We start from the raw sequence: 20,899 nt of genomic DNA, 5'->3' as shown, positions 1-20,899 counted from the left end.
ATCGCCAAGGGCGCCGGCTCCGGACTCTCCAAGATCGGTGACATCACCAAGGGCCTCAAGGGCATCTCCAACATCGAGATCCCCAAACTCCCGGACAACGCGATCACCCTGCCCGAGGGTACGGCGATGCTGCCGGACGGCACCTTCCACCTCCCCGACGGGGCGAAGATCCCCGAGGGCGGCGTCAAGCTCCCCGACGGGAACGTCAAGTTCCCCGACGACGTCCCCGTCATCCCGGAGAACACCACCAAGCTCCCGAGTGCTCCGGACAATCCCGGCCAGTACTTCGACCACGACGGGAACCTCCTCGACAAGGACGGCAAGGTCGTCCAGCACGCCGGCGACGCCCCCAAGGAGCCCTCGCCCACCATTCCGCACACGGACGGCAACGGCCCGACCACTCCGCACACCGACTCGACCACCCCGCACACCAACGGCCCGGCCAAGGAACCGGCCCTGGTCGGCGTCGGGGCGAACACGGCGGACAACGTCGCCCACGTCGGCGCCCACACGGGCGACAACGTCGTCCGCCTCGGCAGCGACATCAGCGACCCCGTCCACCTCGGCGACAACCTCCCCGGCAACCACCTCGGCGACAACCTGCCCACGGGCCACGTCGGCGACAACCTTCCGGGCGGACACGCGGGCGACAACCTCCCCGGCGGCCGCGCCGACGACCTCGGCCACGGCCCCAACGCCGGCCACGAACCGCCCGGCACCCACAACACCGGCGACGGTCCCGGCGGCCCCAACGGGCCCCATGACCCGCCCACACCCCACCACAATGACCCGACCACGCCCCACAACGGCGACCACACACCCAACAGCCACGCCGACGACGCCGCCCACCACGCCCCGGACGAAACCACCCCGCACCACACGGGCGACGACACCCCGCCGCATCACGACGACGCCCCGCACGGCCCCGACGCCCCGCACGGCCCCGATGGACCGGACGGCCCTGATGGACCGGACGGCCCCGGCGACGTGCCGCACGGCAACCCGATCGACCCCCAGCCGCAGTGGCACGGCCAGAGCGCCGACAAGATGCGCCACTACCGGCGCCCGGCACTGGACGTCTCACACCTGCCGCTGAGCGAACAGCTTTCGCTGCTGGAGCACGAAGCCTCCACACTCGCCGACGATGCGCTCGACGCCCCGGCCGGAGCGTCGCCCCCCGGCTCGAACCGTCTTGAATCCGGATGCGCCGGAAGTTTCTTGCACGACAACACGATCACCGCGCACAGCAGCACGACCAAGATGCATGGGCAGAAGCTTCCCATTGCGCATCCTGTGCTCAGCACGATCCTGAAGAATGTCGAAGACATGCTAAAGGCCGCCGGTAAGGAGAAGGGGATCGGTCACGGCAAGTGTGCCGAGATCTCCCTGATCAGTGACCGACTTCACCAGCTGGACCCGACGGGCAAGCTGATTCGCACCATTGGTGAAGCGAAGGCAAAACTGGAAGGTGGCGTAATGCATTCACGTCAAATCGGAGATCTCTATTCCCGGAAAACCGGTGAGCTGATCAGTCGGCACAATGATTTTCTGCCACCCTGTCGATCCTGTTCGCACGTCCTGCCTCAACTGGGAATTCGAGTACACTCGTAGAAATCCTTCGTCGTGAAACGGAAAGAAGTAGTGAACAACGATATCCTGACGCCCGAGGTGCACGAGTGGTTGTCCTCGTGCGGCTGGTTTCCCGGGCGCGACATCGGGGCCCGCGCCAACGAGTTCATCAAGATCCGACTGGAGGACGCCGAGCGGCACTCGGTCACCCTGATTCCGACGGCGGACGCCGTCCGCGTCATCCGAAGCTACGGCGAACTGCGGCTGGTCCATCCCGTCGACCCGGAATCAGGGTGGATTATGGACCCGACATTCGGATACGACGGCGACGCGGCGAACATCAAGGAGCTTTCGTTCGAGCTCGGCACCGAGCTTTTCCCTGTCGGGTACGATGCCCTCGAATATGGAATCATTCTGGTCGACGAATCCGGTCGTTTCTTCCAGCTCCACCACACTGGTGGGTACTACATGGGATCGAATGAGGCGGATGCGTTTTCCAGGCTTCTCGCCGGGGAGCCCCCGGTGGACGCGGAGGACTACTTTGTCTAAGCAATTTCCCGCTGTAGCCGCCTCCCTGCTCATCGGTGGCCAGATCGTCAGCCATACGAGCCTGGTCGGCGAAGGCGCGGTCAATCTTCATCCCGCTGTCCGGTCGTACGTCGAGTCGCTGCCCCTCGACGTACGCAAGCTGTTCACCGGCCGCTGCGCGGAATCCGCCCTGGTGTCCGACCAGTTGTGGGCCCTCGACACCACGCGCGGCGACGGCCGTACGACCACGCTCGACGAAGCCGCCCCGCACTTCGCGGGCTCCGCGATCATCTCCAAGATGATCCGCGGCCAGGGGCACCCCGATCATGGCAGGACCACGGAACCGTGCGAGGTCTGCGGCCTGCTGCTGCGAAAGCTCGGCGTGCAGGTGATGGCCTGACGGGCGCTGACCCGACGATGTTGTGGCCGTCGCGCCCGCGCCATCACCGCCGATGTCGCGCGGCGGACGCCGTACGCGGCGGCGCCGACGAGCGGCACGGCGGTTCCGGTGAGTACGGAGGGGAACGGGAGGGTGAGGCAGCCGCTTTCAGCACCGGGCAGGACGCCGTCGCCGAGGACCGGACCGCCGAGCTGCGGCGGCAGACCGAGAAGATCGCCGACGAGTTGAGTTCGCACGGCTGCTTCTCCTACGACAACCCGACCGTCTGGGACGGCGACGGAAAGCTCCACGTGGTCATGGCCTCGTAAGGGTGGACGCGGATCCGCTGCCGGGGCGGACGGATTCCCTGACACCGGGCTCACAGATTTCTGACAAGTGCCGGTCAGGGTAGGGGCGTCCGTCCACGGGGCGCGGAGCAGCATCCGCCCGGTCGTGGTCGGTCGTGAACAACCGGAACGACCGGAACGACCTGGGAGGCTGGACCGCGTATGGCGGTGACGTCGGTGGAGAAGCGAGGCGGCCGGGTGGCCGGTACGGCGGCGCTGGCTGCGGGGGCCCTGATCGTCGCGGGCGTGGTGACCGCGCCCGCCGAGGCCGGGGCCGTCACCACGGAGTCGGGCGCGGCGACCGTGTCCGTGGGGCGGGCGGTGTACGACCTCGGGGACCTGGCCTTCGAGCCCGGGGCACCGTACGAGGGGAAGAGCGAGATCGCCGCGGTCGTCCGCTACCCCGAGGCGCCCGGCTCCCCGGGGCCCACGGCCGGCCGTCATCCGTTGATCGTCATGCAGCACGGGCAGTGGGCCACCTGCGCGGACCGGCCCGCCCAGTCCGCGCTGACCAGGGCGCAGAAGGCCCTGGAGCGGGCCGAGCAGGCGGGCGACGAGGCCGGAGCGGCCCGACAGACGGAGATCATCGAAGCGATGAGCGACCGGCTCTGGGCCTGGCCCTGCCGGGCGGGCGTGCCGCCGCTGCCGAGCAGCGCCGGTTACGAGTACCTGGCCGAGAGCCTGGCCCGCGAGGGCTTCGTGGTCGTCTCCATGGGCGCCAACGGGATCAACGCGACCAGCGGCGGCCAGGCCGACTCGGTGTACCGGGCGCGGGCCGCCCTCATCAACCGGCATCTGGAGCTGTGGCGCCAACTCGACGTTGGCAAGGGCCCGTTGAGGAAGAAGCTCAAGGATCCGGCGACCGGACGGTCCGGTGGTGCCGCATTCGCCGGCCGCCTGGACCTGGGACGCGTCGGCACCCTCGGCCACTCCATGGGCGGCGGAGGCGTGATGCAGCAGGTCTCCGACGAGGCGCACGGCGACTGGCCCGCCGGGGTGGAGGTGAAGGCGGCGCTCGGCCTCGCACCCACCGCCACCTGGGACAACGAGCCGGTCACCCGGGTCCCGCTGGCCGTGCTGTGGGGCACCTGCGACCAGGTCAACACCGGTGAGTACGTGAAGTGGAACAAGGGGCACAACAAGGCGCCCCTGCACGGCATCACCCTCATCGGTGGCAACCACGACTACTTCAACACCCAGTGGTCCCCGAGCAGCGGCCAGGTGGCCGCGGTGGACGACGCGATCCCCGGCGACCGGCCCGGCCGGTGCGTCGCGCAGGACGGCACGGACCGCCAGGACCGGGCACTCGGCGAGACCGCCCAGCGCCGGATCGCCACCGGCTACACCGTGGCGTTCTTCCGCCGGTACCTCCTGGACGACACCTCGGCCCAGGCCCTCCTGACCGGCCGGAAGAAGCTGCCCGGGGTGCCGGACGTGGTGCGGGTGGAGTACGTGAAGCCGCACTGAGGAGCCCGTACTACCGGAGAAGCCGTACCGGGGAGCCCGTACCGGGGAGGGAGCCCGCGCCGGGCTGTCGGTGCGGGCCGGTACCGTCGGTTCCATGTCCACCCTGCCCAACCTCGCCGTCCTCGAAGGTGTGCTGGAGCGCATCACGTACGCCAACGAGGAGAACGGGTACACGGTCGCCCGCGTCGACACCGGCCGCGGGGCGAACGACCTGCTGACGGTGGTCGGTTCGCTGCTCGGGGCGCAGCCGGGGGAGTCGCTGCGGATGGAGGGGCGCTGGGGGTCGCACTCCCAGTACGGCAAGCAGTTCGTCGTGGAGAACTACACGACGATCCTGCCCGCCACCGTCCAGGGCATCCGCCGTTACCTCGGTTCCGGCCTGATCAAGGGCATCGGCCCGGTCATGGCGGACCGGATCACCACCCACTTCGGCGTCGACACCCTCGACATCATCGAGCAGAAGCCCGAGCGCCTGATCGAGGTGCCCGGCCTCGGCCCGAAGCGGACGAAGATGATCGCCGCGGCCTGGGAGGAGCAGAAGGCGATCAAGGAGGTGATGGTCTTCCTCCAGGGCGTCGGCGTCTCCACCTCCATCGCCGTCCGCATCTACAAGAAGTACGAGAACGCCTCGATCTCCGTCGTGAAGAACGAGCCCTACCGACTGGCCGCCGACGTCTGGGGCATCGGCTTCCTCACCGCCGACAAGATCGCCCAGGCGGTCGGCATCCCGCACGACAGCCCGGAGCGGGTCAAGGCGGGATTGCAGTACGCGCTGTCGCAATCCACCGACCAGGGGCACTGCTTCCTCCCCGAGGAGCGGCTGATCGCGGACGGGGTGAAGCTGCTCCAGGTCGACACCGGGCTGGTCATCGAGTGCCTGGCCGAGCTGGCGGAGGACCCGGAGGGCGTCGTACGGGAGAAGGTGCCCTCGCCGGAGGGCGGCGAGCTGGTCACGGCGATCTACCTGGTGCCGTTCCACCGCGCCGAGGTGGCTCTCGCCGCACAGGTGGGGCGGCTGCTGCGGACGCCCGAGGAGCGGCTGCCGGCCTTCGTGGACGTGGACTGGGACAGGGCGCTGACCTGGCTGAAGGGGCGTACGGGGGCGGAGCTGGCGCCGGAGCAGGAGGCGGCGGTGCGGCTCGCGCTCAGCCGGAAGGTCGCGGTGCTGACCGGCGGGCCCGGCTGCGGGAAGTCGTTCACCGTCCGGTCCATCGTGGAGCTGGCGCGGGCCAGGAAGGCCAAGGTGGTGCTGGCCGCGCCGACCGGCCGGGCGGCCAAGCGGCTCTCCGAGCTGACCGGCGCCGAGGCATCCACCGTGCACCGGCTGCTGGAGCTGAAGCCGGGCGGCGACGCCGCGTACGACCGGGAGCGCCCGCTCGACGCGGACCTGGTCGTGGTGGACGAGGCGTCCATGCTGGATCTGCTGCTCGCCAACAAGCTGCTGAAGGCGGTGGCACCAGGTGCCCATCTGCTGCTCGTCGGGGACGTCGACCAGCTGCCGTCGGTCGGGGCGGGGGAGGTGCTGCGGGACCTGCTCGCCGACGGCAGCCCCGTCCCCGCCGTCCGGCTGACCACGATCTTCCGCCAGGCCCAGCAGTCCGGCGTCGTCACCAACGCGCATCGGATCAACTCCGGGGTGCCGCCGCTGACCCAGGGGCTCAAGGACTTCTTCCTCTTCGTGGAGGACGAGACGGAGGACGCGGGCAAGCTCGCGGTGGACGTCGCGGCCCGCCGGATCCCCGCCAAGTTCGGGCTCGACGCCCGGCGCGACGTGCAGGTCCTCGCCCCGATGCACCGGGGCCCGGCCGGGGCCGGGGTGCTCAACGGGCTCCTCCAGCAGGCCGTCACCCCGGGCCGCCCGGACGTCCCCGAGAAGCGGTTCGGCGGCCGGGTCTTCCGGGTCGGCGACAAGGTCACCCAGATCCGCAACAACTACGACAAGGGCGAGAACGGCGTCTTCAACGGCACGGTCGGCATCGTCACCGCCCTCGACCCGGACGAACAGAAGCTGACCGTGCGCACCGACGAGGACGAGGAGATCGACTACGACTTCGACGAGCTGGACGAGCTGTCCCACGCGTACGCCATGACGATCCACCGCTCCCAGGGCAGCGAGTACCCGGCCGTCGTCATCCCCGTCACCAAGAGTGCCTGGATGATGCTCCAGCGCAACCTCCTCTACACCGCCGTGACCCGGGCCAAAAAGCTTGTCGTGCTGGTCGGTTCGCGTCAGGCGATCGGCCAGGCGGTCCGCACGGTTTCCGCGGGCAGGCGCTGTACGGCGCTGGATTACCGGCTGTCCGGGGGATCCGGCGGAGGATCGGCGGAAGGCCGGGAGATAAAATGATCGATCAAATCGGTGGGAAACATCACGCGGCCCTTCCGGAACCGGAACCGAAGGGGCAGGATGAGTAGGCTCGCGGCACTCAGTGCCGCGAGTAGGTCCAATGGACGACCCCGAGTGCACTCTCCTGCGCCAAATGGGGGAGGGTGAAGACAGTCAGGGAACCTCGGAAGAGGCACTACGTCGGTGAGGGATGACGTGAGCGACAACTCTGTAGTACTGCGGTACGGCGACGGCGAGTACACCTACCCGGTGATCGACAGCACCGTCGGCGACAAGGGCTTCGACATCGGGAAGCTCCGGGCCAATACCGGTCTGGTGACACTGGACAGCGGATACGGCAACACCGCGGCCTATAAATCCGCCATCACTTACCTCGACGGTGAGCAGGGCATTCTGCGCTACCGCGGCTACCCCATCGAGCAGCTCGCCGAGCGCTCGACGTTCCTGGAGGTCGCGTACACGCTGATCAACGGCGAGCTTCCCAAGGTCGACGAGCTGGCGACCTTCAAGAACGAGATCACGCAGCACACCCTGCTGCACGAGGACGTCAAGCGCTTCTTCGACGGCTTCCCCCGTGACGCCCACCCGATGGCCATGCTGTCCTCGGTCGTCAGCGCGCTGTCCACGTTCTACCAGGACAGCCACAACCCGTTCGACGAGGAGCAGCGCCACCTCTCGACGATCCGGCTGCTGGCCAAGCTGCCGACGATCGCGGCGTACGCCTACAAGAAGTCGATCGGCCACCCCTTCGTCTACCCGCGCAACGACCTCGGGTACGTCGAGAACTTCCTGCGCATGACCTTCTCGGTCCCGGCCCAGGAGTACGAGCTGGACCCGGTCGTGGTCTCCGCGCTCGACAAGCTGCTGATCCTGCACGCGGACCACGAGCAGAACTGTTCGACCTCCACCGTGCGCCTGGTCGGCTCCTCGCAGGCGAACATGTTCGCCTCGATCTCCGCCGGCATCTCGGCGCTCTGGGGCCCCCTGCACGGTGGCGCCAACCAGTCGGTGCTGGAGATGCTCGAGGGCATCCAGGCCAACGGCGGCGACGTCGACTCCTTCATCCGCAAGGTGAAGAACAAGGAGGACGGCGTCCGGCTGATGGGCTTCGGCCACCGGGTCTACAAGTCCTTCGACCCGCGCGCCAAGATCATCAAGGCCGCCGCCCACGACGTGCTGTCCGCGCTCGGCAAGTCCGACGAGCTGCTCGACATCGCGCTGAAGCTGGAAGAGCACGCGCTGAGCGACGAGTACTTCATCGCGCGCAACCTCTACCCGAACGTGGACTTCTACACCGGTCTGATCTACCGGGCCATGGGCTTCCCGACCGAGATGTTCACCGTGCTCTTCGCGCTCGGCCGCCTTCCCGGCTGGATCGCCCAGTGGCACGAGATGATCAAGGAGCCGGGTTCCCGCATCGGCCGCCCGCGCCAGATCTACACCGGCGAGGTCCTGCGCGACTTCGTCCCGGTCGAGGGCCGCTGAACCGCCTGAGACCCCCTGCACGACCCCGGCCACCGAGGCCGGTCGACTTCGCCCCGCGTACCGCGCTTTCGCACAGAGCGCGGTGTCCGGGGCGATTTGCGTGCCGCGACGGCTTCGGAGGGGGCGCCCGACCCGGTCGCGCCCGAACCTTCCGGGTCCGTACCGGTCGTGTCCGTACCCGTCGGGTCCGTACCGCTCGTCTCCGAACAGAGAGAAGCGCCTCGTCGTCGATCCCCCCACGGGCCGACAGCGAGGCGCTTCCCATGTCCCGGAGCGGATTCCCCCCACGGGATCCGGCCGGGCGTCTGTGGGAGCCGTAGCTCCTGAGCGCCGCGCAGCCGCTGTGGGCTGCGCATCTCTTCTGTTGTGTCGTGCTCTGGTCCTGCTGCGATCTGCCGGGGTACGTACGTACGGGAGGGCCGCTCAAAGCTCCCCGGTGCACGTGCCCCGGCCAAACGCTTGCCCGGAGCGTCCCCCAAGACACTCCGCGGACGTCCCCCAAGACATCCTTGGCATCGCCCTCTTAGACTCACGAGCCCGCCGGATGGTTACCTGGAAATCCATGTGATCTGGATCTCTTTGTGGAAATTACGTGAAGGCGCGCAACCGCAGGCTGTTCGTCACGACGAAGACCGAAGAGAAGGCCATCGCCGCTCCGGCAATCATAGGGTTGAGCAGCCCAAACGCCGCAAGGGGTAGGGCGGTCACGTTATAGCCGAAAGCCCAGAGGAGATTGCCCCTGATGGTGGTCAGGGTGCGCCTGGACAGCCGGATCGCGTCGGCGGCCACCTTGAGATCTCCACGAACCAGGGTGAGATCGCTCGCCTCGATCGCGGCGTCCGTGCCGGTTCCCATGGCCAGGCCCAGGTCGGCGGTGGCGAGGGCGGCGGCGTCGTTGACCCCGTCCCCGACCATGGCGACCGAGCGGCCCTCGGCCTGAAGACGCTCGATGACGTGCACCTTCTCCTCGGGCAGCACCTCGGCGTACACCTCCTCGACCCCCACGGCGCGGGCCACGGCCTCGGCGGCCGTGCGGTTGTCACCGGTCAGCAGGACGGGGTGGAGGCCGAGCGCGCGCAGCTCGGCGACGGCCTCGGCGCTGGTGTCCTTGATCTTGTCGGCGACCTCCAGGACGGCTCGTGCCTCGCCGTCCCAGGCGACGGTGATGGCGGTCCGGCCGGCGGTCTCGGCGGCTGCCTTGAGTCGGGCGAGTTCCACGGGGAGGTGGATCTCCCACTGGGCGAGGAGTTGTTCGCGGCCGACGAGGACGGCGTGGCCGTCGACGATGCCCTGGACGCCGAGTCCGGGGACGTTGGCGAAGTCCTCGGGGGTGGGGAGGGTGGTGCCGGTGCGGTCGGTGGCTCCGGTGGCGACGGCCTGGGCGATGGGGTGTTCCGAGGAGTGTTCGAGGGCTCCGGCGAGGCGGAGGACCTCGTTCTCGGTGGTGGTGCCGGTGGTGTGGACGTCGAGGAGGGTCATGCGGCCGGTGGTGACGGTGCCGGTCTTGTCGAGGACGATGGTGTCGACGCGGCGGGTGGTCTCCAGGACTTCGGGGCCCTTGATGAGGATGCCGAGCTGGGCGCCGCGTCCGGTGCCGACCATGAGGGCGGTCGGGGTGGCGAGGCCCAGGGCGCAGGGGCAGGCGATGATCAGCACGGCCACGGCGGCGGTGAACGCGGCCGTCACCTCGCCCGTGGTCAGCAGCCACGCGGCCAGGGTGCCCAGCGAGATCACCAGCACCACCGGGACGAAGACCGCGGAGACCCGGTCCGCGAGGCGCTGCACCTCCGCCTTGCCGCTCTGGGCGTCCTCGACGAGCTTGGCCATCCGGGCGAGCCGGGTGTCGGCGCCGACCCGGGTCGCCTCGACGACGAGCCGGCCGGAGGTGTTCACGGTGGCGCCCGTGACGGGGTCGCCGACGCCGGTCTCGACGGGTACGGACTCGCCGGTCAGCATGGAGGTGTCCACGGCCGAGGCGCCCTCGACAACGGTGCCGTCCGTGGCGATCTTCTCGCCGGGCCGGACCACGAAACGGTCGCCCACGGCGAGCCGGGCGACCGGGACGCGTACCTCCGTACCGTCCCGGAGGACCGACACCTCCTTCGCGCCCAGGTGCATCAGCGCCCGGAGCGCGGAACCGGCCTTCCGCTTGGAGCGGGCCTCCAGCCAGCGGCCCAGCAGGAGGAAGGTGACGACCCCGGCCGCGACCTCCAGATAGATGGTGGACGTGTCGCCGGTGTGCCGGACGGTGAAGTCGAAGCCGTGCCGCATGCCCGGCAGGCCCGCGTCCCCGAGGAAGAGGGCCCACAGCGACCAGCCGAAGGCGGCCAGCGTGCCGAGTGAGACCAGGGTGTCCATGGTGGCCGCGCCGTGCCGGAGGTTGGCCCAGGTCGCGCGGTGGAACGGCAGCCCGCCCCAGACCACGACCGGGGCGGCGAGGGTCAGCGAGAGCCACTGCCAGTAGTCGAACTGGAGGGGCGGGACCATCGCCAGCAGGACGACGGGGACCGCCAGCACGGCCGAGACGGTCAGTCGCTGCCGCAGCGCGTCGGCGGAGCCGTCGTCCTGGACGTCCGCCCCCGCCGTGTCGCCCTCGGCCGCGTCCGCCGGGGCGGTGGGGGCCGGGGGAGCGGGCTCCTGCGCGGTGTAGCCGGTCTTCTCGACGGTGGCGATCAGGTCCTGTACGGAGACGTCCTCGCCCCGGTAGCTGACCTTGGCCTTCTCGGTGGCGTAGTTGACGGTGGCGGTGACGCCGTCCATCCGGTTGAGCTTCTTCTCGATCCGGGCCGCGCAGGAGGCGCAGGTCATGCCGCCGATCGCGAGTTCCGTGGTCGAGTCCTCCGGGGCGCGGGTCCCGGCCTCCGTGGTGCTGTGCATGTTCCGTGACTCTCCAGACGCCGACAGTTCCGGGGGCGCCGACAACTCCGAGAACGCCGACCGGGCCGTGCCCTACCAGTATCTGCTGGCGGGTCCGGCCCGGCTGGGGGAGGGGCGTCGCGGACGTGGCGGACGCACCCGTGGCGCGGGGGTGCTCAGGCGAGTCCGACGAGCTCGTAACCGGCCTCGTCGACCGCGGCGCGCACCGCGTCCTCGGCCAGCGGGGCCGCGGAGACGACGGTCACCCGGCCCGTGGAGGCCACGGCCTTCACCGAGGTGACACCCTCGATGCCGGAGATCTCCTCGGAGACGGCGCCCTCGCAGTGGCCGCAGGTCATGCCGGACACCTGGTAGACGGTGGTCACGCCGCCCGACTGCGTACCGGCGTCCGCGTCGCTGTGGCAGGAGCCGTTCGGCGTGCAGCAGGAGCCGTTGGCCTGGGGGAGCTGGGTCTCGGCGGTCATGGTCTTCTCCTCTTCGGCGGGCAGGTAGGTGTGCGTCGCCGGAGCCCCGGGAGACCCGGTGCGTTCCGACGTGCTCCACTGTATACCCCTAGGGGGTATGAATGCGAGTCTCCTGCCGTCCATTTGTTCCGGTGCCGCGCGCGCTGTGTGCCAGCGATCTCAGCCAGGCCAGCGCGATCAGTGTGATGACCACGATCCCGCCCACCGAGAAGAGGGTGAACAGATGCTGCTGCTGGGTGGTGGGGGTCGGGAGGTAGCCCTGTGCGAACAGGTCGCGGCTCAGGTTGGTGTCGGTGAGCCGGAGGACCAGCCAGAGCGCGATCCCGTGCATCGAGTCCCAGAGAGCGTGCAGGACGGAGACGCCGAGGTAGGCGCCGATCACCGGCGCGGCGAGGCGGAACCGCCCGTTCGGCCTCCGGTAGGAGAGCAGCACGCCACCGGCGATCGCGGTCCAGAGCCCGTGCCCGAAGGGGGCCAGCACCCCGCGCAGCACCTCGGTCTCCAGCAGGGCCCGCAGGTCGATGCCCTGCATCGTGACGGCCGCGTTGAAGGCGTACCCCGCGCTCTCGAAGGCGGCGAAGCCGAACCCGACCGCCGCGCCGAGCACCAGCCCGGCCCGCATGCCGCGCACCTCGGGATGGCGGCGGAGCACGAACATCAGGGCCAGGAGCTTCACCGCCTCCTCGATCAGGCCGACCCCCAGGAAGATCCAGACCGAGGGGTGCAGCAGATACGACTCCGCGACCGAGGCGCCCAGCACGCCCAGGATGCCGCCGGTCAGCGAGCAGCCGAGGATCAGCGGGGCGCCCAGGTCCCGGCCGTGCCGCTCGTACGCCCACAGGACGAAGACGGCCGGGACCAGGAAGCTGCCGAGCAGGATGAGCGTCGGCAGCAGATTGGTGTTCCGGGTGGTGTACGTGACGATCGCGGTCAGCAGCCACAGGAGGATGCCGCCCCACAGGCACCGCTTCCACAGGCCGCGACGCGGCTGCGCGGGCCCGGGTGGCCCCCGGTGACCGGCGGGCGGCGGCTGCCGGCCGGGCGCTCCGGTGGGTGGGGACCGCCATCCGGGAGGGGGCTCGGTGGGCGGTGACTGCCATCCGGGGGCTCCGGTGGGCGGTCGGCGGCCGGGGTCGCTGGGCCAGTTCACTCGGACTCCCTCGCGATGGGCGCGTATCCCCCGATTTGTCCGCATCCTATGGCGAGGGCTGCGGTGCGGCATGCGGGGTGAGGGAGACGGTGGCGAAAGGTCCGTCCTCCAGGACAGTCCTCAGCCGCAGGTGCGCAGGAACGCGCGGGTGCGGCGGGCGATGGGGAGGGGCCGGTCGGGCGGACAGGGGTACATGTCCTGTTCGACGATGGCGAAGAGGTCCACGTCCAGCCCCCGGGCGGCGGCCAGCACCGGCTCCAGCGCGGGCACGCCGCCCGGCGGCTCGCACATCACGCCGCGCGCCACGGCCGGTCCGAACGGCACCCCGTCCGCCACCACACCGGCCAGGATCTCCGGGTCGACCTGCTTGAGGTGGAGGTAGCCGATCCGTTCGCCGTACGTCTCGATCAGCTTCACGCTGTCGCCGCCGCAGTAGGCGTAGTGCCCGGTGTCCAGGCAGAGCGAGACCAGGTCGGGGTCGGTGGAGTGGAGGAAGCGGGCGACGTTCTCCTCGGTGTCGATGTGCGTGTCCGCGTGCGGATGGACGACGACGCGCAGTCCGAAGCGGTCCCGCACCTCGCGGGCCAGCCGCTCCGTCTGTGCGGTGAGATCGCGCCACTGCCCGGCGGTGAGCTCCCGATCCTCCAGCACCTCGCCGGTCCTGTCGTCGCGCCAGAACGCGGGGATGACGACCAGGTGCCCGGCCCCCGTCGACCGGGTGAGTGCCGCGATCCGGGCGACATGCGCCCAGGTCCGGTCCCAGACGCCCGGTCCGTGGTGCAATCCGGTGAAGACCGTCCCCGCCGAGACCGAGAGCCCGCGCCGTCCGGTCTCCTCGGCGAGCCGGGCCGGATCGGTCGGGAGATAGCCGTACGGACCCAGCTCGATCCACTCGTAACCCGCCTCCGCGACCTCGTCGAGGAAGCGCCGCCAGGGCACCTGCTTCGGATCGTCGGGGAACCAGACCCCCCAGGAGTCGGGGGCCGAACCGATGCGGATACGGGACGGGGCCGCTGCGGAGGAGGTCATGCGGTCCAGGGTTACGGCACGGTGACCGAGTGTCAATCATTGGTCCGTATGTCCGGACAAAGCATTGACAGGGGGGCGGGGGCGGGCTAGATCTTGGGGCGGTCCGCCGGGACGGTGGACGAGGTGGGGGAGACGAGGGGCGAGGGCCGAGGAACGAGAGGCGGTGTCGGAGGGATGGGCATGTCTGATCGGTACGACGTCATCACCATGGGCCGTATCGGTGTGGATCTCTACCCGCTCCAGACCGGTCTGCCCCTGTCCCGGGTCGAGACCTTCGGGAAGTTCCTCGGCGGTTCACCGTCCAACGTCGCCGTCGCGGCGGCCCGGCTCGGCCGGCGGACGGCGGTGGTGACGCGTACCGGACGCGACCCCTTCGGGAGGTATCTCCACGAACAGCTACGGGAGTTCGGGGTCGACGACCGGTGGGTGACGCCGGTCGACGCGTACCCGACACCGGTCACCTTCTGCGAACTCTTCCCGCCCGACGACTTCCCGCTCTACTTCTACCGGCAGCCCAAGGCCCCCGACCTGGAGATCCACCCCGCCGAGCTGGACCTCGCGGCGATCCGGGCCGCCCGGGTCTTCTGGGCGACCGGCACCGGCCTCTGCGCCGAGCCGAGCCGCTCCGCCACCCTCGCCGCCCTGGCCGCCCGCGACCGCTCCGGCATCACCGTCCTCGACCTGGACTGGCGCCCGATGTTCTGGGACCCCGCGCGGGACGCCGACCCCGGGCCCCTCTACCGCCGCGCCCTCGCCCTGGCCACCGTCGCCGTGGGCAACGTGGACGAGTGCGAGATCGCGACCGGTGAGCGCGAACCGTACGCGGCGGCCCGTGCCCTGCTCGACGCGGGCGCCGAACTCGCCGTCGTCAAACAGGGCCCCGAGGGCGTCCTCGCCGTCCACCGCGACGGCACGGCCACCCGGGTCCCGGCGCTGCCGGTCGAGGTGGTCAACGGCCTCGGCGCGGGCGACGCCTTCGGCGGGGCGCTCTGCCACGGACTCCTCGCGGGCTGGCCCACCGGGCGCGTCATGCGGTACGCGAACGCGGCGGGCGCCCTCGTCGCCGCCCGGCTCGCCTGCTCGTCCGCCATGCCGTTCCCGCACGAGATCGAGGTGGCGCTCCGCGAGAACGAGAAGAGCGCGCAGCGGGGGGAGAGCAACCGGACCGCGACGAACGAGGAGAGCCGGGCATGACGACCGACGGCCGCACCGGCCACCGCCACCACCTGCCCGCCGGGAGCGCGGCGCGCGGCGCGTACGCCCTGGACATCGACCCGGAACGGGCCGGCTGGGACCGCTCCGCCCTGCGCGTACTGGAGCTCGGCCCCGGCGGTGTCCACACCTTCGACACCGGGGACAGCGAGTGGATCGTGCTGCCGCTGACCGGTGGCTGTACGGTGCGTACCTCAGGTGAGATCTTTGAACTACTGGGCCGGGAAAGCGTGTTCAGCGGCGTGTCCGACTTCGCCTATGTACCCCGCGACGCCCATGCACAGATCGCCTCCGGCGCCGGAGGCCGCTTCGCCCTGGCAGGAGCGAAGTGCGAGCGACGACTCCCCGCTCGCTACGGCCCCGCGCCGGAGGTTCCCGTCGAACTGCGCGGCGCCGGGAACTGCTCCCGGCAGGTCAACAACTTCGCCGCCGCCGACACGTTCGCGTGCGACCGGCTGATCGCCGTGGAGGTCCTCACCCCCGGTGGCAATTGGTCGTCCTACCCGCCGCACAAGCACGACGAGCACCGCCCCGGCGCCGAGTCCGTCCTGGAGGAGATCTACTACTTCGAGGTGGAGCACGACGGTCTCGGCTACCACCGGGTCTCGCCCTCCCGGCCCGGCGGAACGGATCTGCTCGCCGAGGTCCGCTCCGGCGACGCGGTCCTGATCCCGGACGGCTGGCACGGCCCCTCCATCGCCTCCCCGGGGCGCACCCTCTACTACCTCAATGTGATGGCCGGACCGGGGGAGCAGCGGGAATGGCTGATCACCGACCACCCGGACCACCGCTGGATCCGCGACACCTGGCCCCACCAGCCGGTCGATCCCCGGCTCCCCCTCCACCGCCCCGAGGCACGCCCATGACGACCGGCACCCGCAGGCTCACCACCGCCCAGGCCCTGGTGGCCTTCCTGGCCCGCCAGTACACCGAGCGCGACGGCCGCCGACAGCGGCTGATCCCCGCCGTCTGGGGCATCTTCGGCCACGGCAACGTCGCCGGGATCGGCCAGGCGCTCGTCGAGTCCGCCGCCGAGATGCCCTACCTCCAGGGCCGCAACGAACAGGCCATGGTGCACGCGGCGGTCGGCTACGCCCGCCAGTCCGGGCGGCTCTCCGCCCACGCCGTCACCACCTCCATCGGCCCCGGCGCCACCAACCTCGTCACCGGCGCCGCCCTCGCCACCGTCAACCACCTCCCGGTCCTCCTGCTGCCCGGCGACACCTTCGCCGCCCGGCCCGCCGACCCGGTGCTCCAGCAGATCGAGGTCCCGGCCGCGGGCGACGTCACCGTCAACGACTGCCTGCGCCCGGTCTCCCGCTACTTCGACCGGATCACCCGCCCCGAGGCGCTCGTCCCGGCCGCCCTCCAGGCCGTACGGACCCTGACCGACCCGGCCCTGACCGGCGCCGTGACCCTCGCGCTGCCGCAGGACGTGCAGGCCCAGGCGTACGACTGGCCGCGGGAGTTCTTCGCCGAACGCGTCTGGTACGTACGCCGACCCGCCCCGGACCCCGGCGAACTCGACCGCGCGGTCCGGGCGGTGCGCGCGGCCCGGCGGCCACTGATCGTGGCGGGCGGCGGCGTCCGGCACAGCGGGGCCGAGGAAGCACTGGCCGCCCTCGCCGACGCCACCGGCATCCCCGTCGCCACCACCCAGGCGGGCAAGGGCGTCCTGTGCCACGACCACCCCGCCGAGGTGGGCGGCATCGGCCACACCGGCACCGCGACCGCCGACGCCCTGGCCCGCACCGCCGACCTGGTCATCGGCGTCGGCACCCGCTACACCGACTTCACCACCGCATCCGGCACCCTCTTCGCCCACCCGGACGTCCGCTTCCTCAACCTCAACATCACCGGCTTCGACGCCCACAAACTCGGCGCGCTCCCGCTGGTCGCCGACGCCCGCACCGCCCTCGAAGCCCTCACCGCAGCCCTGACGGAAACCACCCGCCACCGCGTCGCCCCCGCCCACGTACGCGAGTACACCGCCGCCAAGGAGGCGTGGGAGCGGCGCGTCACCGCCGCGTTCGCCGCCCCCGACCCGGCCGCCCGCCCCACCCAGGCCCAGGTCGTCGGCGCCCTCGACGCCCTGGTCACCGGCGACGACATCCTGATCAACGCGGCCGGATCGCTCCCCGGCGACCTGCACAGGCTGTGGCGGGCCCGCTCCCCGGACCAGTACCACGTGGAGTACGGCTACTCCTGCATGGGCTACGAGATCCCGGCCGCGATCGGCGTCCAGCTCGCCGCCCCCGGCCGCCCCGTCTGGGCGCTGGTCGGCGACGGCACGTACCTCATGAACCCGACCGAGATCGTCACCGCCGTGCAGCGGGAGCTCCCGGTGAAGCTGGTCGTCCTCCAGAACCACGGCTACGCCTCCATCGGCGGGCTGTCCGCGCAGGTCGGAGCCGAACGCCTGGGCACCGCGTACCGGATGCGGGCCCCCGACGGAACGTTCACCGGGGAGCCGCTGCCCATCGATCTCGCGGCCAACGCCGCCTCCCTCGGGATGCGGGTCCTGCGCGCCGAAACCGTGCGTGACCTGCGCGAAGCCCTGGCCGAGGCCCGATCGTCGGACCGCCCCACTTGTGTCTACGTCGAGACCGAAACGGCAGACACTCTGTCGGGCCCCCCTCCGGCACAGGCGTGGTGGGATGTTCCCGTAGCGGAGACGGCCACCCGGCCGTCGGCCCTGAAAGCCCGGGAAGAGTACGACCGCCACGTCGCCGACCGTCGCCACCACCTCTGAAGACGCCATTGAAGGAGTACCTGTCATGAAGACCGTCAACCACTGGATCGGTGGCAAGACCGTCGAGGGCGCGTCGGGCAACTACGGCCCGGTCACCGACCCGGCCACCGGCGAGGTCACCACCCAGGTCGCGCTGGCCTCCGCCGAGGAGGTCGACGCCGCGGTCGCCTCCGCCAAGGCCGCCTACGCCACGTGGGGCACCTCCTCGCTGTCGACGCGTACGGCGATCCTCTTCCGCTACCGCGCGCTGCTGGACGCCCACCGCGACGAGATCGCCGCGCTGATCACCGCCGAGCACGGCAAGGTCCACTCGGACGCGCTGGGCGAGGTCGCCCGCGGCCTGGAGATCGTCGAGCTGGCCTGCGGCATCACCACCCAGCTCAAGGGCGAGCTGTCCACCCAGGTCTCCAGCCGGGTCGACGTCTCCTCGATCCGCCAGTCGCTCGGCGTCGTCGCGGGCATCACCCCGTTCAACTTCCCGGCCATGGTGCCGATGTGGATGTTCCCGCTCGCCGTCGCCTGCGGCAACACCTTCGTCCTCAAGCCCAGCGAGAAGGACCCGTCGGCCGCCAACCTGCTGGCCGAGCTGGCCTCCGAGGCCGGTCTGCCCGACGGTGTGCTCAACGTCCTGCACGGTGACAAGGTCGCCGTCGACGGCCTGCTCGCCCACCCCGACGTGGCCGCGGTCTCCTTCGTCGGCTCCACCCCGATCGCCCGCTACATCCACCAGACCGCCACCGCCAACGGCAAGCGCGTCCAGGCGCTCGGCGGCGCGAAGAACCACATGCTGGTGCTGCCGGACGCGGACCTCGACGCCGCCGCCGACGCCGCCGTCTCCGCCGCGTACGGCTCCGCCGGCGAGCGCTGCATGGCCATCTCCGCGGTCGTCGCGGTCGGCTCCGTCGGGGACGAGCTCGTCGCGAAGATCAAGGAGCGCGCCGAGAAGATCAAGATCGGCCCCGGCAACGACGCCACGTCCGAGATGGGCCCGCTGATCACCGCCGCCCACCGCGACAAGGTCGCCTCCTACGTCACGGGCGCCGCCGCCCAGGGCGCCGACGTCGTCCTGGACGGCACCGGCTTCACCGTCGAGGGCTTCGAGAAGGGCCACTGGATCGGCCTCTCCCTCCTCGACAACGTGTCCACCGACTCGGACGCGTACAAGGACGAGATCTTCGGCCCGGTCCTGTGCGTGCTGCGCGTCGACACGTACGAGGAGGGCGTCGCCCTCATGAACGCCTCGCCGTTCGGCAACGGCACCGCGATCTTCACCCGCGACGGCGGCGCCGCCCGCCGCTTCCAGCTGGAGATCGAGGCCGGCATGGTCGGCGTCAACGTGCCGATCCCGGTGCCGGTGGGCTACCACTCCTTCGGTGGCTGGAAGGACTCGCTCTTCGGCGCCCACCACATCTACGGCAACGACGGCGTGCACTTCTACACCCGCGGCAAGGTCGTCACCACCCGCTGGCCGGACCCGGCCGACGCCCCGGCCGGCGTCGACCTGGGCTTCCCCCGCAACCACTGAGCGGATCGCCCCGTCCGCTCGTCCCCGGCGTCCCTGACCGGCGCCACGCGGAAGGGCCGGAGGAGAGCCCGTGCTCCCCTCCGGCCCTTCGGCCGTTCCGTCAGCGGTCGGAACCGGCCTCCTCGGTGATCATGTAGATCATCGGAACCGCGCCCACCCGGCCCGACACCAGGAACGCGCCCACCATCGTCACCACCATGACGACCGTGCCGAGCCACACCATCGTCTCCACCGGCAGCGTGTACGCGCCCACCACCCGCACCACGCACTCGCCCAGCAGTGCCGCGCCCCACACCATCGAGAACCGGTTCTCCGCCCGCCGGAAGGCCGCCGAGGCCGCCGCCGAACCACCCGCGAGCCGCCGCCAGGCCGCGTCCCGGGCCGGAACACCCTTCACCAGCCAGGGCCGCACCGCGTCGGTCATCATCGGCCGCCCCTTCAACGCCGTCACCAGGACGGCGAGCCCGATGAGGCTGCTCACCCCGCTGTCCTTGGCGAGCATCAGCCGCGGATCACCGGTCAGCAGGCTGGTCACCAGACTCACCGCGTTGACCGCCAGGATCAGCGCCGCCAGCCCGTTGAGCCGCCGCTCGCGCAGCACCCCCCACCCGGTCCGCACCGCCGGCAGCGCGCTGCTCCAGGCCAGCGCGGCGAAGAGGCTCAGCCCCGCCCCCTTCAGCACGTAGTACGAGGCGAGCGGAACGGCGACGTCCACGAGCAGCGGAAGCAGACCGCCCAGCACCGTCCGGCCCCGCGAGGGCGCGGCGGCAACGGCCGGGGCCGCCGCGTACGTCGTGGCGGGGGCGGCGAGGGTGGCGGCCGGGCTGCTCATGACGGGGTCCTCCTCCGTGGCGGCGGGCTCCTCGGCGGCCCCGCTCTCGATACGTACAGACTGGCCCCCGGGCCCCGGTGCCCGGCAGAGCCGCGTGTACCGGACTCCGTATGACGAATGTCAGGTCCCGCGCATGACGGGCCGCGGTAATCCGTTCGCTGTGCCCGGCGCCCCGGTGTTCTGATGAGGCCATGACCGTCCCGACCGGCCCGAACACCACTCACGCCCCGGCTGCCCCGGACACCCCGAGCGCCCCGGACACCTCGTACGTCCCGCCGTACCAGATCCGCGCCCGGCACACCGACACCACCGTCACCGTGTACCAGGCGTACCGGCCGGACCTCGGCCTCCCGGCCGCCCGGGACGGCCGCTTCCCGGAGGCGTGGAAGCGGGACCGGATGACCTGGATCAAGCCGAGCTTCCTGTGGATGATGTACCGCTGCGGCTGGGGCACGAAGGAGGGTCAGGAGACCGTGCTGGCCGTCGAGATCACCCGCGCGGGCTTCGACTGGGCCCTGGACCACGCCGAACTCTCCCACTACGCCAGGGGAGTCCACCCGGACCGCGACACCTGGCGGCGGAACCTGCGCCGCGCACCGGCCCGCGTCCAGTGGGACCCCGAGCGCGACCTCCGCCTGGACCGGCTGCCGCACCGCTCCCTCCAGCTCGGCCTCTCCGGCGAGGCCGCCCGCCGGTACGCCGACGAGTGGACGGTCTCGATCCGTGACGTCACCCCCCTGGCCCGCCGGATCCACGGACTCGTACGCGACGGCCGTCTCGACGAGGCGGCCGCGCTGCTGCCCGTGGAGTCCCCGTACCCGCTGGGCGGCGCCCCGGTACCGGACCGGGCGGCGACACGACCGTAGGCGGCGACACGGCCGTAGGGATGGAAAATCCGGGCAAATCCCCCAGGTTGTTCCCAGGTCCCACTACGCT

At 70.9% G+C, this 20,899-nt stretch carries 17 protein-coding genes; 12 read left to right on the top strand and 5 right to left on the bottom strand.

All coding sequences use genetic code 11. From position 1 onward, the window contains the following. From ACF08W_RS33340 to ACF08W_RS33310, 7 genes are all read left to right on the top strand, one after another. Nucleotides 1–1,611, top strand: a 1,611-nt coding sequence (locus ACF08W_RS33340; RefSeq protein WP_392281585.1) for a YwqJ-related putative deaminase, incomplete at its 5' end; no start/stop codon positions are given. A 30-nt stretch (nt 1,612–1,641) separates the two neighbouring features. Next, the gene (locus ACF08W_RS33335) at nt 1,642–2,118 is read left to right on the top strand and encodes an SUKH-3 domain-containing protein (RefSeq protein WP_392281584.1); all 477 of its coding nucleotides are present in this window, start codon (nt 1,642–1,644) and stop codon (nt 2,116–2,118) included. Beyond that, nucleotides 2,111–2,497, top strand: coding sequence for a YwqJ-related putative deaminase (locus ACF08W_RS33330; protein ID WP_392281583.1), 387 nt, complete (start codon nt 2,111–2,113; stop codon nt 2,495–2,497). Before ACF08W_RS33335 ends, ACF08W_RS33330 begins: the two co-directional genes overlap by 8 nt. A 17-nt stretch (nt 2,498–2,514) precedes the next feature. Then, nucleotides 2,515–2,805: a hypothetical protein gene (locus ACF08W_RS33325; protein WP_392281582.1), complete on the top strand. Its 291-nt coding sequence runs from the start codon at nt 2,515–2,517 to the stop codon at nt 2,803–2,805. 180 nt (nt 2,806–2,985) lie between these two features. Then, entirely contained in the window at nt 2,986–4,290 is a 1,305-nt protein-coding gene (locus tag ACF08W_RS33320) for an alpha/beta hydrolase (RefSeq protein WP_392281581.1), read from the top strand. A gap of 103 nt (nt 4,291–4,393) precedes the next feature. Continuing rightward, the gene (locus tag ACF08W_RS33315) at nt 4,394–6,637 is read left to right on the top strand and encodes an ATP-dependent RecD-like DNA helicase (protein WP_385210394.1); all 2,244 of its coding nucleotides are present in this window, start codon (nt 4,394–4,396) and stop codon (nt 6,635–6,637) included. A 195-nt stretch (nt 6,638–6,832) separates the two neighbouring features. Next, nucleotides 6,833–8,122 (top strand): citrate synthase, encoded by a 1,290-nt coding sequence (locus ACF08W_RS33310; protein ID WP_352273904.1) that lies wholly within the window; start codon nt 6,833–6,835, stop codon nt 8,120–8,122. Between the two features lie 588 nt (nt 8,123–8,710). Here the strand turns inward: ACF08W_RS33310 and ACF08W_RS33305 are convergent. From ACF08W_RS33305 to ACF08W_RS33290, 4 genes are all read right to left on the bottom strand, one after another. After that, nucleotides 8,711–10,999, bottom strand: coding sequence for a heavy metal translocating P-type ATPase (locus tag ACF08W_RS33305; protein WP_392281580.1), 2,289 nt, complete (start codon nt 10,997–10,999; stop codon nt 8,711–8,713). A 155-nt stretch (nt 11,000–11,154) separates the two neighbouring features. Further along, the gene (locus ACF08W_RS33300; RefSeq protein ID WP_385210252.1) at nt 11,155–11,463 is read right to left on the bottom strand and encodes a heavy-metal-associated domain-containing protein; all 309 of its coding nucleotides are present in this window, start codon (nt 11,461–11,463) and stop codon (nt 11,155–11,157) included. 88 nt (nt 11,464–11,551) lie between these two features. Then, a complete protein-coding gene (locus ACF08W_RS33295) occupies nt 11,552–12,439 on the bottom strand; it encodes a PrsW family intramembrane metalloprotease (RefSeq protein WP_385210397.1) in 888 nt (295 codons plus the stop codon). Nucleotides 12,440–12,733: 294 nt separating this feature from the next. After that, nucleotides 12,734–13,642 carry a sugar phosphate isomerase/epimerase family protein gene (locus tag ACF08W_RS33290; RefSeq protein ID WP_392281579.1) on the bottom strand — a complete coding sequence of 303 codons (909 nt, stop codon included), beginning with the start codon at nt 13,640–13,642 and terminating at the stop codon, nt 12,734–12,736. Between the two features lie 180 nt (nt 13,643–13,822). Here ACF08W_RS33290 and iolC point away from each other — a divergent pair, with 180 nt between their 5' ends. From iolC to ACF08W_RS33270, 4 genes are read left to right on the top strand one after another with little or no spacing between them, the layout of a single operon-like run. After that, the gene (iolC, locus tag ACF08W_RS33285) at nt 13,823–14,836 is read left to right on the top strand and encodes a 5-dehydro-2-deoxygluconokinase (protein ID WP_392281578.1); all 1,014 of its coding nucleotides are present in this window, start codon (nt 13,823–13,825) and stop codon (nt 14,834–14,836) included. After that, a complete protein-coding gene (gene iolB, locus ACF08W_RS33280; RefSeq protein ID WP_352275440.1) occupies nt 14,833–15,720 on the top strand; it encodes a 5-deoxy-glucuronate isomerase in 888 nt (295 codons plus the stop codon). Before iolC ends, iolB begins: the two co-directional genes overlap by 4 nt. Next, nucleotides 15,717–17,606: a 3D-(3,5/4)-trihydroxycyclohexane-1,2-dione acylhydrolase (decyclizing) gene (iolD, locus tag ACF08W_RS33275; protein ID WP_392281577.1), complete on the top strand. Its 1,890-nt coding sequence runs from the start codon at nt 15,717–15,719 to the stop codon at nt 17,604–17,606. Before iolB ends, iolD begins: the two co-directional genes overlap by 4 nt. Before the next feature lie 25 nt (nt 17,607–17,631). Beyond that, nucleotides 17,632–19,131, top strand: coding sequence for a CoA-acylating methylmalonate-semialdehyde dehydrogenase (locus ACF08W_RS33270; protein ID WP_385210263.1), 1,500 nt, complete (start codon nt 17,632–17,634; stop codon nt 19,129–19,131). Between the two features lie 100 nt (nt 19,132–19,231). Here ACF08W_RS33270 and ACF08W_RS33265 read toward each other — a convergent pair whose 3' ends face one another. Continuing rightward, nucleotides 19,232–19,963 (bottom strand): VC0807 family protein, encoded by a 732-nt coding sequence (locus tag ACF08W_RS33265; protein ID WP_392281576.1) that lies wholly within the window; start codon nt 19,961–19,963, stop codon nt 19,232–19,234. Nucleotides 19,964–20,154: 191 nt separating this feature from the next. Here ACF08W_RS33265 and ACF08W_RS33260 point away from each other — a divergent pair, with 191 nt between their 5' ends. Then, nucleotides 20,155–20,829 (top strand): DUF4291 domain-containing protein, encoded by a 675-nt coding sequence (locus ACF08W_RS33260; protein ID WP_392281575.1) that lies wholly within the window; start codon nt 20,155–20,157, stop codon nt 20,827–20,829. The last annotated feature ends 70 nt before the right edge of the window (nt 20,830–20,899 follow it).

It is taken from the genome of Streptomyces sp. NPDC015144 (genome assembly GCF_043079735.1).
Taxonomy (GTDB): Bacteria; Actinomycetota; Actinomycetes; order Streptomycetales; family Streptomycetaceae; genus Streptomyces.
Note: the sequence above shows the minus strand (reverse complement) of the source record. Positions and strands in the feature narration are given on the sequence as shown.